Annotated in this window: 10 protein-coding genes; 4 read left to right on the top strand and 6 right to left on the bottom strand. The window is 71.4% G+C overall.

What is annotated here, in order from left to right:
* Window positions 1-4: 4 nt before the first annotated feature.
* Window positions 5-730 (top strand): DUF1684 domain-containing protein, encoded by a 726-nt coding sequence (locus JOL79_RS12295; RefSeq protein WP_210155887.1) that lies wholly within the window; start codon window positions 5-7, stop codon window positions 728-730.
* Window positions 731-766: 36 nt separating this feature from the next.
* Here the strand turns inward: JOL79_RS12295 and JOL79_RS12290 are convergent, their stop codons facing one another.
* Together JOL79_RS12290 and JOL79_RS12285 are read right to left on the bottom strand one after the other, a co-directional pair.
* Entirely contained in the window at window positions 767-1,963 is a 1,197-nt protein-coding gene (locus JOL79_RS12290; protein ID WP_210155886.1) for an amidohydrolase family protein, read from the bottom strand.
* Window positions 1,964-2,089: 126 nt separating this feature from the next.
* Complete coding sequence (locus tag JOL79_RS12285) at window positions 2,090-2,914, bottom strand: SURF1 family cytochrome oxidase biogenesis protein (protein WP_210155885.1); 825 nt, start codon at window positions 2,912-2,914, stop codon at window positions 2,090-2,092.
* A gap of 100 nt (window positions 2,915-3,014) precedes the next feature.
* Here JOL79_RS12285 and JOL79_RS12280 point away from each other — a divergent pair, with 100 nt between their 5' ends.
* Window positions 3,015-3,617, top strand: a complete 603-nt coding sequence (locus JOL79_RS12280) for a TetR/AcrR family transcriptional regulator (protein ID WP_210155884.1) — start codon at window positions 3,015-3,017, stop codon at window positions 3,615-3,617.
* 40 nt (window positions 3,618-3,657) lie between these two features.
* Window positions 3,658-5,139: a DUF7059 domain-containing protein gene (locus tag JOL79_RS12275; protein ID WP_210155883.1), complete on the top strand. Its 1,482-nt coding sequence runs from the start codon at window positions 3,658-3,660 to the stop codon at window positions 5,137-5,139.
* Window positions 5,140-5,421: 282 nt separating this feature from the next.
* Here JOL79_RS12275 and JOL79_RS12270 read toward each other — a convergent pair whose 3' ends face one another.
* Window positions 5,422-8,433: an AfsR/SARP family transcriptional regulator gene (locus JOL79_RS12270; RefSeq protein ID WP_210155882.1), complete on the bottom strand. Its 3,012-nt coding sequence runs from the start codon at window positions 8,431-8,433 to the stop codon at window positions 5,422-5,424.
* A 264-nt stretch (window positions 8,434-8,697) separates the two neighbouring features.
* On the opposite strand from JOL79_RS12270, the gene JOL79_RS12265 reads away from it, so the two are divergent.
* Window positions 8,698-9,294, top strand: a complete 597-nt coding sequence (locus JOL79_RS12265; RefSeq protein WP_210155881.1) for a hypothetical protein — start codon at window positions 8,698-8,700, stop codon at window positions 9,292-9,294.
* Between the two features lie 162 nt (window positions 9,295-9,456).
* On the opposite strand, the gene JOL79_RS12260 is transcribed toward JOL79_RS12265, so the two are convergent.
* The 3 genes from JOL79_RS12260 to JOL79_RS12250 form a co-directional block, all read right to left on the bottom strand.
* Window positions 9,457-10,101, bottom strand: a complete 645-nt coding sequence (locus JOL79_RS12260; RefSeq protein WP_210155880.1) for a GNAT family N-acetyltransferase — start codon at window positions 10,099-10,101, stop codon at window positions 9,457-9,459.
* Between the two features lie 213 nt (window positions 10,102-10,314).
* Window positions 10,315-11,688, bottom strand: a complete 1,374-nt coding sequence (locus tag JOL79_RS12255) for a sensor histidine kinase (protein WP_210155879.1) — start codon at window positions 11,686-11,688, stop codon at window positions 10,315-10,317.
* Between the two features lie 2 nt (window positions 11,689-11,690).
* Window positions 11,691-12,878, bottom strand: coding sequence for a sensor histidine kinase (locus JOL79_RS12250; protein WP_210155878.1), 1,188 nt, complete (start codon window positions 12,876-12,878; stop codon window positions 11,691-11,693).
* Between the last annotated feature and the right edge of the window lie 97 nt (window positions 12,879-12,975).

The following is a 12,975-nucleotide window of genomic DNA, read 5'->3' as shown; positions in this document are numbered from 1 at the left end:
TCGGATGTCCTTTCTCGCCTCCCCGTACGCGATCGAGGCCGCGCGAGCGGCCTGGGACGCCTGGCGGATGTCGCGGCTGACCGATGTCACCTCGCCCAGGGGTGATCTGGCGCTGATAGAGACACGCTGGGCGGCGCCGGGCGAGGGAACCTACCCGGTAGGGGAACTGGCCCGGCTGCCCCAGACGGTGTCGGTCACCCCGATCCAGCGGACGAACCTCCTCAGCGGCGACATCGAGCGGGGCGTCCGGCTGTGGGACGCCGACGCCCCCGCCATCCGCCACTTCCAGACGATCGACGTGTTCCCCTTCGCGCCGGAATGGGTGATCGAGGCGGCCTTCGCCCCGGCGCCGGAGGCGCGGCTCATGCCGTTCGAGCATCTCCACGACAACGGCGGGACCCGCCGGCACCCCGTGCCCGGAGACATCACGTTCGCCCTGAACGGCGTCCCGCGCAGCGTCACCGCGTTCGACGACGGCGGCAGGCTGCTCCTGGTGTTCGGCGACCGGACCAACGGCTCCTCGACGTACCCGACGGGGCGGTTCCTGGAGGTGGAGCCGCTGCCGGGTGGTGATCGGGTGATGCTCGACTTCAACCGTGCGTTCGTGCCGCCCTGCGGCTTCTCTCCGCACTTCAACTGTCCGCTGCCGCCCGCGCAGAACAGGTTCGAGATGACGATCGAGGCGGGCGAGAAGCGGCCGCTCTTCCTCGACGGCTACCAGCCGCGCTGACCCCCCCTGTCCGCACGGGCCCTGGGACGCGGGCGGCTACAGCTCCTCCATGCGCAGCCAGGCGCGTGACGGGAGCGGGTGGCCGAACAGCCGGGCCGCGTTGCCGTACGCGACTCTCGCGAGGTCGGTCGGCGGCATGCTGCCGAGGTTGCGCGCGACGGCCCGCTGCGTGTCGGGCCAGGTCGACTCGGCCCGCGGGTAGCCGCTCTCCAGCAGGACGCGCTCCATGCCCACAGCGAGCCGTACGGCGCCCGGCGCGCTGTCGTCGGAGGTGCCGAAGAAGAAGTTGCGGCGCAGCACCTCGCTCGGCTTGAGCCCGCCGTCCCAGCTCGGCTCGCCCGCGACCGGGTGATCGAGCGCGTAGTCGGCGCGCTCGGCGAGCATCGGCAGCCAGCCCACGCCGCCCTCGACGATCAGGATGCGCAGCGCGGGGAAGCGCAGTGGCACACCCGACCAGAGCCAGTCGGCGCAGGCGAACATGGCGCTGGCGGGGATCAACGTGGTGATCGCCTCGATCGGGGTGTCCGGCGAGGGCACCGGCGCCCACGACGACGCTCCGGTGTGGAGGCACACGACGGTGCCGGTCTCCTCGCAGGCGGCGAAGAACGGGTCCCAGTGGCCGCTGTGGATGGACGGCAGCCGCAGCCGCGTGGGGAACTCGGGGAAGACCACGGCCTTGAAGCCGCGGGCGGCGTTCGCCCTGATCTCCTTGGCCGCGGTCTCCGGGTCCGGCAGCCAGGGGAGCTGCAGCGCGATGATGCGCTCGGGGTAGGTGCCGGCCCACACGTCGACGTGCCAGTCGTTCCACGCCTGCACCAGGGCCAGGCCGAGCTCCTGGTCGCGCGTGCGGGCGAAGAGCACGCCCGCCTGCGTGGCGAGCATGCCGGGGAAGCACAGCGCGGCCCAGACGCCGGCCGCGTCCATGTCGCCGATCCGCGCCTCGATGTCGTAGCAGCCCGGCCGCATGTCCTCGAAGCGCACCGGGTCGAGCGTCCACTGCTCCTTGGGCAGGCCCGCGCCCACGTCGAGCCCGGCGCAGGGGTAGGTGGCCCCGCCGTACCGCCACACCTGGTGCCCGGCGTCGGTCTCCACGACCTTGGGCGCGAGGTCCTTGTACTTCTGCGGCAGCCGGTCCTCGAAGAGGTCGGCCGGCTCGATCAGGTGATCGTCGACCGAGATGATCACGTAGTCCCGCCGCCTCGGCTCTGGGTCGGGATGCAGCGGCGTCGTCACGGTAGTAAACCGTACGGCCAACCGATAACACCGAACAAGCTGCAAGGTCTCCGGTTGGTATCCGTTCGCTCACCATATGATGCCGGAGACTGTACGGGGGGTGACCGTTATGGGCCCGACGTGCTGTTATGTCGTGCGGTTCGCCTCGGGTGATCCAGGCCGTACGGGCTGGACCGTTCCGTCGGGCTCAACGGGATCGGAGCCCTCGTCCTGGAGGTCGCGAGCCTCCCGCCGGATGAGCGTCACCCAGCCGCCGACGGCGACGCCGATGAACAGCCACCACTGGATGGCGTACGCCAGGTTGAGGCCGCCGCCCTCGCCGACGTCCGGCGCCGGAACGGGCTCGGGAGCCGGGCCGCCCTGCGGCGTCTGCGCGGTGAGCTCGACGAACCCTCCGTACAGCCGGTACGGCAGGCCGCGCCCGATGTCCGCGGTATTCACGAGCAGCACCTGGCCGGCGGGCAGGTCGGGCCGGTTCCTGAGGCCGGTGGAGTCCTCCGTCTCGGCGGGGCGGAGCCGCCCGGTGACGCTCACCTCGCCGGTGGGCGGCGCGGGCACATGCTCGGGGGCGTCGGGGTTCGTGCCCACCGGGATCCATCCCCGGTTGACCAGCACGGCGCCTCCGGAGGTGACCAGCGGCGTGACCACGTAGTAGCCCACCTGGCTGTTCTGCGTGCGCCTGCGGACCAGGAGCTGGTGGGTCTCGTCGTACCGGCCGGTGGCGGTGACGGGCCGGTATCTGTGCGCCTCAGGTACGGCGGCCCCGGCGGCGTCGATCCGGTCGAGGGGGATGGGCCGCTCGGCGAGGTTGGCGGTGATCAGCGTGCTGGCCGCGGACCGCTCCTCGTACCGCCCCCACTGCCACCTCCCGAGGAAGAGGAAGGCGGGGATCAGCGCGAGCACGAGCAGGTGAAACCCGAGCCAGCGCGGCGTGAGGAGGAACCGGTACACGGGACCAGCCTAGGCAGGCCACCGCGCGGTCCCGCGCGCAGGCGTGGGTCGGGCGCCCGAGATTTGGAGAACAAGGTTCTGCTGGGTCAACATTGACTACGTGAAGAGCGGACGAAACGGACGGGACGGGCGGACCAGAATCATCGAGGGCGCGCTGCGCCGGTTCAGCCAGAGCGGGGTCTCGGCCACCACGCTCGCCAGCCTCCGCGAGGAGAGCGGCGTCAGCGTCGGCAGTTTCTATCACCACTTCACCAGCAAGGAACACGTGTTCGGCGTGCTCTACGCCGAGATCCTGGACGCGTACCAGGCGGCGTTCCTGGCCGAGCTCACCCGCCACCGCGACGCGCGGGACGGCGTCGAGGCCATCGTCGCGCTGCACATGGCCTGGTGCGGCGAGCACCCGGAGCGGGCCAGGCTGTTCATCACCGAGCGTCCGCCGCGCCGCACCGAGCCCGGTGGCCCCGAGGTCGCCGAGTCCCGCCGCGCGTTCCTGCGCAGCGTGTCCGACTGGTGGCGGCCGCACATGAAGGACGGGCTGCTCCGGCCGGTTTCGCCCACGATGTGCTACGTCCTGTGGCTCGGACCGGCGCAGGAGATGTGCCGGCTGTGGTTCGCCGGGGCCCACCAGCCGACCGAGGCGGAGATCCACGAGCTCGGTGAGGCCGCGTGGAACAGTCTCAAGATGCCCGGTGTCCCCGGCTGACCGGTTCGCCGAACGCGCGCCTTCCGCCGCGTCCCGCGATATGTTCATTTCCGTGGACGCCCCTTCTGACCTGGTTCGACGGCTTCGTGAGAGGTTCGTGGAGACCGAATACACCGTCGACGGCGTGCGCGAGCGCCTGGGTGACATGGCCGCCTCCGCGCTGGCGCGCGAGGAGATCGTTCCGGCGATGCGCGCGACCAGGGACGCCGATCCCCTCGGCACCCTCATCCGCCTCTGGTGGCTCGGCGCCCCCGTGAGCATGGCCGCCGCTGATCTGCCCCTGCAGGAACTGATCGCGGCCGGCCTGCTGGTACGCCTGGGCGACTCGGTGCAGGCCGTCGTCCACCTGACGCCGTGGGACACCGGCACCGGGCACCCGGGATGGGTGGTGGCCGACCGGAAAGTGCGGCCGGGCGACCCGGCTCCCCGGGCCGACCACGTCGTGGGGGCGGGGGGCGCGTCGGCCAATCTCGCCCAGTTAGGCTGGGCCGCCCCCGTGGGCCGGGCGCTCGACCTCGGCACCGGGTGCGGCGTGCAGGTGCTCCATCTGGCCGGGCGCGCGGACGAGGTCGTCGCCACGGACGTGAACCGGCGGGCGCTCCGGCTGGCCCGCCTCACCTGGGAGCTGTCGGGCGTCGAGGGGGTCGACGCCAGGGAGGGGTCGATGTTCGACCCGGTGGGCGGCGAGCGGTTCGACCTCGTGGTGTCCAACCCGCCGTTCGTGATCTCGCCGGCCCCCCGGTACAGCTACCGCGAGTCGGGCTTCCGGGGCGACGAGTTCTGCCGCGAGCTGATCCGGCTCACCCCGCGCCACTTGGCCGCGGGCGGACACGCCAGATATCTGGCCAACTGGCTGCACGTCAAGGGCGAGGACTGGCAGGACCGGGTCGGCGGCTGGCTGGCGGAGACGGGCCTCGACGGGTGGGCGGTGCAGCGCGACGTGCAGGATCCGGCCGAGTACGTCGAGTTGTGGCTGCGCGACTCGGCCGAGCAGGGCACCTCGTCCTACCGGGAGCGGTACGACGAGTGGCTGGCCTGGTTCGAGTCGATGGACGTGACAGGGGTGGGCTTCGGCTGGGTCGCGCTGCACGACTCCGGCACGCTGTCGCCGGTGGTCCGCGTGGAGGAGCTGCCGCAGCAGGTCGAGGTCCCGTCGGGGGCGCACGTCCCGGAGGTCATGCGGGCCGCCGCGGAGGCGCACCGGCTCTCCGACGACGAACTGCTCGATCTGCCGCTGGAGGTCGCCGACGAGCTGGCCGAGGAACGGATCGGGGCGCCGGGCGCCGACGACCCCTCGCGCATCGTGCTCAGGCAGACCCGCGCGCTGCGCCGTACGGTCACCGTGGGGACCGTGGAGGCCGCGCTCGCCGGGGTCTGCGACGGCACCCTGCCCGCCCGGCCGCTGCTGTCGGCCATCGCCGAGCTCACCGGGGAGGACGAGGCCGTGCTGCTGCGGCAGGCCCCTGAGCTGATCCGGCGGCTCGTGGCCGAGGGGTTCCTGCGGGTTGCAAACCGGCGTTGATCCGACGTTGACCATGAGCGCCGACTCTGGTGGCGGGCGGAGATCCGAAGGGTTCGCGGACTTCCGCCCGAGAGCGCCCCGCAAGGGACGCCACACGTCCGGCCGGCCGTCGAGCGAGGCGGCGAGCCGTCACAGGCGCCTCCGGAAGAGACCGGGCCCCCTGCGCGCCAGGTGACGGCACGGCGGCCGGCCGGACGGCTTCATTCCCCGGCACACCGGCCGGGCACGGTGGGAAGGACGGGGATGATCAATCACGTGCGCATGTCGCGCCTGGATGAGGACCTACGTTTCGACCTGATCCCGCTCCACCAGCAGGGACCGGATGTCGTCGGCCTCGGGGGAGCCGAGCCGGGTGAACAGGTCGAGGGCGCGGACGAGGGCGTCCCGGCTCCGCCGGTGCTCCCCTAGCCCGCCGAGCGCCTTGCCGAGCGCGGCCAGCGACTGGGCCTCGCCGTACGGGTGGGTGATCTCCCTGCTGACCGTGAGGGCCTGCTCGGCGTGGCGGGCGGCCTCGGCGTACCGGCCGGCGGCGATGAAGGTGGCGGCGAGCCGATAGCAGACGCGCTGCTCCCACACCCGCTGCTCGCTGGCCCGGAAGAAGGCGAGGCACTCCGCGTGGTGCACGACCGCCTCGTTGAACCGGCCGACCACCGACAGCACGATGCCGAGGTGATACCGGGCCCGGGCGACGCCGGCGCCGCTGCCGATCTCGTGGAACATCGCCAGGCCGCGCTCGGAGGCGGCGATCGCGGCCTCGGCGTCGCCCAGCCCGAGATGGTCGCGGGCCGAGTAGCTGAGCGCCAGCGCCTCGCCGGCCGGGTTGCCGACCTCGCGGTAGATCGCGGTGGCCCGGGAGAACCATTCGAGCGCCTCGGTGTGGCGGCGCCGCCGTCCCGCGACGACGGCGAGCGCGTTGCAGGTCTCGCCGAGCACGATGTGGTCGCCCGTTTCCTCGCCGAGCGCCCGCGCGGCCAGGAACTCCCGCTCGGCGTCGGACAGGCGGTTCGCCCCGAACAGCACCCGGCCGAGGACGTAGCGGCAGCGCATCTCCGCCCGCCGGTCTCCGCTCCGCTCCGAGGCGGCCAGCAGCGCCGACGTGCGCCGCTCGAACTCGCGCTGGTTGTTGCCCGATTCCAGCAGCGGTTCCATCGCGAGCAGCAGGTCTGCCGCCGGCAGCACATCCCCGGCGGGATGTTCTGTGCGTCCGGGGTGCGCGGCGTGCTCGGCGGCCTGGGCGATCGCCGCGAACATGTCCTCGGCCTCGACCGACAGCCAGGCCACCGCCTCGTCCGCCGAGGCGAACACGCGTCCGTGCACACCGAGGTCGGCGAGGGCGTCGGCGATCGCGCTGCCCTCGTACGCCAGCCGATGGGCCGAGCGGCCCGAGGCGAGGTAGAAGCCGAGCAGCCGCCGCAGGGCGCGGGCACGGGACGCGGCGTCATCGGTGTCCTCGGCCTGCCGCCGGGCGAAGAGCCTGAGCAGGTCGTGGAAGCGGTACCGGCCGGGCGCCGGAGCCTCAAGCAGGCTCGCGTCCACCAGTGACTCCAGCAGATCCTCCGCGTCGGCCGCCGTGAGATCGAGCACGGCCGCGGCGGCGAGGACGGAGATGTCCGACCCGGTGGGCAGGGAGAGCAGCCGGAAGGCGCGTGCCTGGCGCGGGTCGAGCTGGCCGTACCCGAGGGCGAACGTGGCCGAGACGGCGAGGTTGCCGATCTTCATCTCGTCGAGCCTGCGGCGCTCGTCGGCCAGCCGGGGGAGGAGCGACGCGACGGTCCACGAGGGACGGGCGGCGAGCCTGGCCGCGACGATCCGGACCGCGAGCGGCAGGAACCCGCAGGCGGCGACGGTGTCCATGGCCGCGGCCCGCTCGGCGGCGACGCGGTCCTGTCCGGCGACCGCGGCCAGCAGGCTCAGCGCCTCGTCGGGCTCCATCACGTCGAGGTCGACCAGCCGGGCCGCGGGCAGGTCGGCCAGCTTGCCCCGGCTCGTGATGAGGACCGCGCAGCCCGACGAGCCGGGCAGCAGGTGCTCGACCTGATCGGCGTCGCGGGCGTTGTCGAGCAGGACCAGCATGCGCCGGTCCGCCACCAGCGAGCGGAACAGGGCCGACCGCTCCGCCAGGCCCTCGGGGATGACGTCGGGCGGGGTGCCCAGCGCGCGCAGGAAGGCGACCAGGGCGGTCTCCGGCGGGGTCGGCTCGGCGCCGTAGCCGCGCAGGTCGGCGTAGAGCTGCCCATCGGGAAAGACGTCCTCGGCCAGGTGGGCCACGTGGACGGCGAGCGTCGTCTTGCCGACCCCGCCGATGCCCGACACGGCGGCGACCGGCACGCCGCCTCCGGCTCCCTCGGCCCGCAGCAGCGCGAGCAGGCGGCGCACGATCGCCGAGCGTCCGGTGAAGTCGCTGACGGCGGCGGGCAGCTGGGCCGGCCGGGGCATCTCGACCACCGGCTCCTCGGGCTCCTGCTCCGGCTGCGCGGCCGGCCGTACGGACACGGCCGCCGGTGGCGGGATCAGCGACGGATCGGCCGCGAGGATGCGGCGGTGGAGTCCGGCCAGCTCCGCGCCGGGCTCGATGCCGAGCTCCTCGATCAGCGCCAGCCGCGTGTCGGTGAAGGCCGACAGGGCCTCCGCCTGCCGTCCGCACCGGTAGTAGGCGAGCATGAGCTGGGCGCGGAGCCGTTCCCGCAGGGGGTGCTCGGCGACGAGCGCGATCAGCTCGGAGACGACCTCGGCGTGGCGGCCGAGCTGCAGGTCGAGCTCCATCAGCGTCTCGACCGCGCCCACCCGCCGTTCGGCCAGCCGGCCGCGCTGGTGATCGGCGTAAGGTCCGACCGCCCCCGCCAGCGGCTCCCCCGACCACATCCCGAGAGCGGTACGGAGGCGTTCGGCGGCCTGGCCGATGTCGCCCGCCTTGCGGGCGGTCTCGGCGGCGGCGCACTCGCGTTCGAAGACGGCGAGGTCGAACCGCTCGGGCGGCAGCCGCAGCGCGTATCCGCGGCCGATCGACGTGAGCAGCTCAGGACGGGTGCGCGGAGACCTGTCGGGTTCGAGCACGGTCCGCAGCCGGGAGACGTAGGTGCGCAGCGCGCCGAGCGCCCGAGGGGGTGCGTCCTCGCCCCAGACGCCGTCGATCATCTCGGTCGGCGTGACCGCCCGGCCCTCCCGGAGGAGGAGCATCGCGAGAATGGATCGTTGCAAGGGGGTGCCGAGGTCGAGCTCGACGCCCGCTCGCCAGGCGAGCACCGGTCCGAGCACGGCGAAGCGCAGACCGTCCTCGCTGGCCTGATCGGACATATGCTCTTTTCTCCGCAAATTGACCCCAGGTCGACCTGGGGATTCGCTGTCATTGGCAAGTTTTCCGACCAAATGATAAGTCCACGGGCGTCTCTCCCAAAGGGAGCCCCAGGGCAGTTCATGGTGGGTTCAAGGGACTGAAAGCGGTTCGCAAACCGATGTCAGCCCGCTGAAAGCGTCTTGCAGGCGGCCGGGCCTATCACTGAGGTGCAACCCCGGAAGCACCCCGCGACGGGGGATCGTCCTCAAATCAGGAGAAGTAAAATGCGTCGCTCCGTCCGAAACCTGCTGGGTCTCGCCGCCGTCACCGCCGCCGTCGCGGTGACCGTCCCGGCCTTCACGACCTCGGCCAGCGCCTCCACCGCCACCGCCAGCCACGCCAAGTCGTCCGACTACGCCGGTTACTGGGGCAGCTACTGGTCCAGCAACGGCCTCGCCCGGGCCAACGGCTCCATCAACGTCGACTACCGTTTCGGCGACGACGAGAGCAACAGGACCCGGATCAGCGGCCGGCTCTACGACCTCGACCGCCGGACGTACCGCCAGGGCGGCCAGTGCGCCTTCATCCAGTTCCGCGTGCAGTCGTTCGACGGCGACTGGTCCACGAAGTCGTACAAGTACTGCGGCGCCGGCGGCTACAAGTCCTTCACCTTCTGGAAGTACGACGTCGAGCAGGTCGACGCCCGTGTCTGCCAGATCGGTCTCCGCAGCAACTTCCCCATCCGCTGCGGCTCGTGGCGTGAGGTGTACGAGGCCGACTCCTACGGCCACGGCCACGACGGTCACGGCCACGACGGCCACGACGGCCACGACGGCCACGACGGCCACGACGGCCACGACGGCCACGGTCACGGCCACTGAGAGGACCGAAGTCCCCGGTGACTACCGGCAGTCCTCCCTTCCCCGCTCCACCGGCCGCGGCCCGTCCCCTCATCGGGGGCGGGCCGCGCCCGGTTTTCTGTGCTCGTTCTGATCTGGTGGTTCCGAAAGGTCAGGGGTGGCCGCGATCGGCCCGCGGGGATGTCAGGCCGCCTCCATCAGGCCGAGCCGCGCGCTGAGGCGTTCCCTCACCGCGGGCCATTCGGGACTCAGGATGGAGTAGTACGCGGTATCTCGGACCGTGTCGTCGGCGCCTCGGCTTTCCGCCCGTCGCACACCGTCAAGGTGCGCGCCGAGGGCCTCGATGGCGGCCCGTGATCTCGTGTTGCGTACGTCTGCCTTGAGGGTGATCCGGTGAACCTGCCAGGTCTCGAAGGCGTGGGAGAGCATCATGAACTTGCTCTCCCGGTTCACACCGGTCCCCTGGGCCGACGCGGCGAGCCAGGTGTACCCGATGTCCGCGACGGACGGGACCTCGCCCACCGCGCCTCTCGCCCCGGGAGGCCAGGGCATCGGGCCCTGCCAGTACTCCAGGTTCATCAAGCGGGTGGCACCGACCACGCGGTCGGTGTGCAGCCACCGGATGGCGAAGGGCATCGTGCGGCCCTCCGCCTGCTCAGCCAAGGCGGCCTCCACATAGGAGACCATCTCTTCCCGGCCTGCGGGAACGCGAGTGAAGGCGTAAGTGGAACGGTCTTCATTCGCCGCGGTGACGAGCTCGTCGACCACCGCGAGGCTGAGCGGTTCCAGGCGCACGGAGCGCCCGGACAGGGTGACAAAAGCGGGCATGAGCACATGATGGGGGCTGCTGCACGCGCTTGATGCCAAATGCCGCAAGACATCTTGGTGGGGCTCAGGTTAAGGGGCTTCCGGGGTAGAGAAAGCGCAGGTCAGAGCGCTGATCGTGGATGCCTTGCCGACTCGCCTTGGGTAAAGATTCGATCAATGATCAACATTGGCCCCCGAGCCGCTCACAGGGCGGGTGCCGGCGTCTCCCCGCGGCTAGGAAACCAGGGGGAGCCGGACGACGAATCGCGCCCCTCGATCGCTGTCCTGGATGGTCAGTGTGCCGCCGTGATTCTCGGCGATCTGCCGGGCGATGGGCAGGCCGAGGCCGATTCCGCCGGCGTCCCTGCTGCGGGCCGTGTCCAGCCGGGCGAACCGCCGGAACACCGTCTCCCGCTGGTCGGCGGCGATTCCGGCGCCGTCGTCGAGGATCTCCAGTTCCGCGACGCCCCTCGGAAATCTCGGGTCGCCCTTCCCGCATCCCGGCCTGATCGTGACCGTGACGGTGGTGGACGCGTGCCGATGGGCGTTCTGGAGCAGATTGCAGATCAACTGGCGCAACCGCGCCGGGTCGCCTCTGACGACCACCCCAGGTGCCAGATCACGGACCACCTCCCTCTCGAACTCGTGACCGTTCAGCTCCAGGGCGACGAGTCGCGTCAGGTCGACCGGCTGCCCCTCGGACGGTGCGCCGGAGTCCAGCCGGGTGAGTGTCAGCAGATCCGCCGTGATCGCTTGGAGACGCTCCACGCTCGGCAGCACGGCCTTGCACAATCCCTCCAGGTCGACGTCGTCGGGGGCCAGGAGGGCGTCCTCCACCTGAGCGCGGATGGCGGTGAGAGGGGTCCGCAGTTCGTGGGACGCGTCGGCGCAGAACTGCCGCTGCTGTTCGAACATGTCCTCCAGCCGGTCCAGCGTCTGGTTGACACTGCGGGCCAGCCGGAAGATCTCGTCTCTGGCCGTGGGCACCGGGACCCGGCTGCCCAGGTTGGTGCTCCGGATGTGGTCGAGCTGGGCGCGGATGGCGTCCACGGGTCGGAGCGACCTGGTGACGGTGTGCCGCGCTCCGTAGGCGACCGCGATCGTGAAGAGGACCGTGCCCGCGAGCAGGATGGCCGTCACGCCCGGGTAGACGTAGAACGGGAGCGTGGGCGCGGCGCTGTAGATAGTCCAGTCGCCGTTGCGGAACACCTGCTGCGCGACGATGATGTGGCAGCCTTTGGAGGCGAAGACGGCATCGCACACGACGGCTGTCGCCACTCGCTGCGGGTTCCTGGGCGCGAAATGCGCCATGACGGGCTTGCGCTGCAGGTCCTGGGTGGCGGCGACCACCTTCCCCTGCGGATCGACCACCTGAACCGGGCGGACCAGGTTGCGCGGAATGGGAGGAAGCGGATTGACCAGTTCGCCTCGGTCGACGTAGTAGGCGGTGAGCTCACCCACCGCGGTCACTTCCTTGGTGAGGTTCTGCGTCGCCATCCGGTTGAGCGCGAACATCAGGACGATGGAGAAGGCGACGCAGAGGACCCCCACCGCGGCGCCGGTGAAAAGGGCTACGCGGCCCCTGAGCGTGCAGTTCGTCAGTCTCATCGTTACCCCGTTCCTCGTCGTCGCGATCTGGGAAGCCGGAAGACGAAGCGCGCCCCGCCCAGATCGCTCTCTTCGACGGTGAGGGTGCCGTGATGGGCATGAGCGATGTCCCGGGCGATGGCCAGGCCGAGACCGGTGCCGTCGGGGTCGCGCCGGCGGGCCTCTGCCAAGCGGGTGAAGCGCTGGAACACCCGCTCGCGGTCGGCCTCGGCTACCCCGGCCCCGTCGTCGCCGACCGCGAGCTCGACGGCGGCGTGGGTGGAGCGCACCTCGACGAGTACGAGACCCGCGGCGTGCCTCTGGGCGTTGTTCAGCAGGTTGGCGAGCAGCCGGCCGATCTGGGTCGGTACGACGTCGACGACGGCGTCGTGGGCCAGGCGGAGCTGAACGGGGATCCGGTCGCTGCGTTGCGCGACCTCGGTCCGGACCAGCGCCGCGAGATCGACACGCCGCGGTGCCTGGGGCGGGCGGTCCTCCGCGAGAGCCAGGCGCAGGACGTCGTCGGTGATCGTCTCCAGTCGTGCCACCTGACGCAGCGTCGTCCTGAGCAACTCGGTCAGCCGGGCGCGGGGATCCTCTTGCGCGTCTTCGAGCTGCGCCCGCAGTCCCGCGATCGGAGTGCGCAGCTCATGGGAGACGTCGGAGGCGAACTTCCACTGGCGGCGCGCGACCGCCGTCTGTTCCAGCTTCGTGGCGTGCACCCGGTCCAGCGCCCTGTCGAGCGTGCGGAACAGGCGGTCGAACTCCCGCGCGGGCTGCCGTCCGGCCACATGAACAGGCAGATCGCCGTACTCGATCACGGCGAGCTCGGTGCGGACCTTCTCCACCGGGCGCAGCAGCCGGCCCGTCACCTTCCACGTGGCCAACCCGGCCAGGGCGATCAGCTCACCGATCCCGACGAGCACGATCCACTCCCAGGAGTCCGCGACTCGATACCGGGTCATCAGGGCGACCGACGCCACGACCGGCCATCGGCCGGCGATCGCCTGCGGCACGGCGTACACCCACGCATCCGCGGTCAGGAGGGTGACGACGGCCACGACGGTGACCAGCACGGTGATCTGTCCCCGCAGGGAGCGTGGCCGGTATCGGCCGGCCAGCAGGAGAAGAAGGCCCTTGACCACGACGATCCAGGTCAGCAGGGCCGGCAACGGCCACAGCAGTATCAGCCATTCGCCAGGCAGGTCCACTGTCATCCTTTCGAACGCGGATTCGAGGGATGTCGGGCTGCTGAAGGCCCGGGAGTCGCCGCAGGCGGTCCTGTCGCTGACGTACTTCCGGTGTGCC

Origin of the sequence: Microbispora oryzae (assembly GCF_017896165.1) — a bacterium.
In the GTDB taxonomy this organism is placed as follows: Bacteria; Actinomycetota; Actinomycetes; order Streptosporangiales; family Streptosporangiaceae; genus Microbispora; species Microbispora oryzae.
Note: the sequence above shows the minus strand (reverse complement) of the source record. Positions and strands in the feature narration are given on the sequence as shown.

Bases quoted from the DNA above. Each gene is read 5' to 3' on its own strand.
- JOL79_RS12265 (WP_210155881.1), top strand. From the start codon at position 8,698: ATGCGTCGCTCCGTCCGAAACCTGCTGGGTCTCGCCGCCGTCACCGCC.
- JOL79_RS12275 (WP_210155883.1), top strand. From the start codon at position 3,658: ATGTTCATTTCCGTGGACGCCCCTTCTGACCTGGTTCGACGGCTTCGT.
- JOL79_RS12270 (WP_210155882.1), bottom strand. From the start codon at position 8,433: ATGTCCGATCAGGCCAGCGAGGACGGTCTGCGCTTCGCCGTGCTCGGA.
- JOL79_RS12295 (WP_210155887.1), top strand. From the start codon at position 5: ATGTCCTTTCTCGCCTCCCCGTACGCGATCGAGGCCGCGCGAGCGGCC.
- JOL79_RS12260 (WP_210155880.1), bottom strand. From the start codon at position 10,101: ATGCCCGCTTTTGTCACCCTGTCCGGGCGCTCCGTGCGCCTGGAACCG.
- JOL79_RS12255 (WP_210155879.1), bottom strand. From the start codon at position 11,688: ATGAGACTGACGAACTGCACGCTCAGGGGCCGCGTAGCCCTTTTCACC.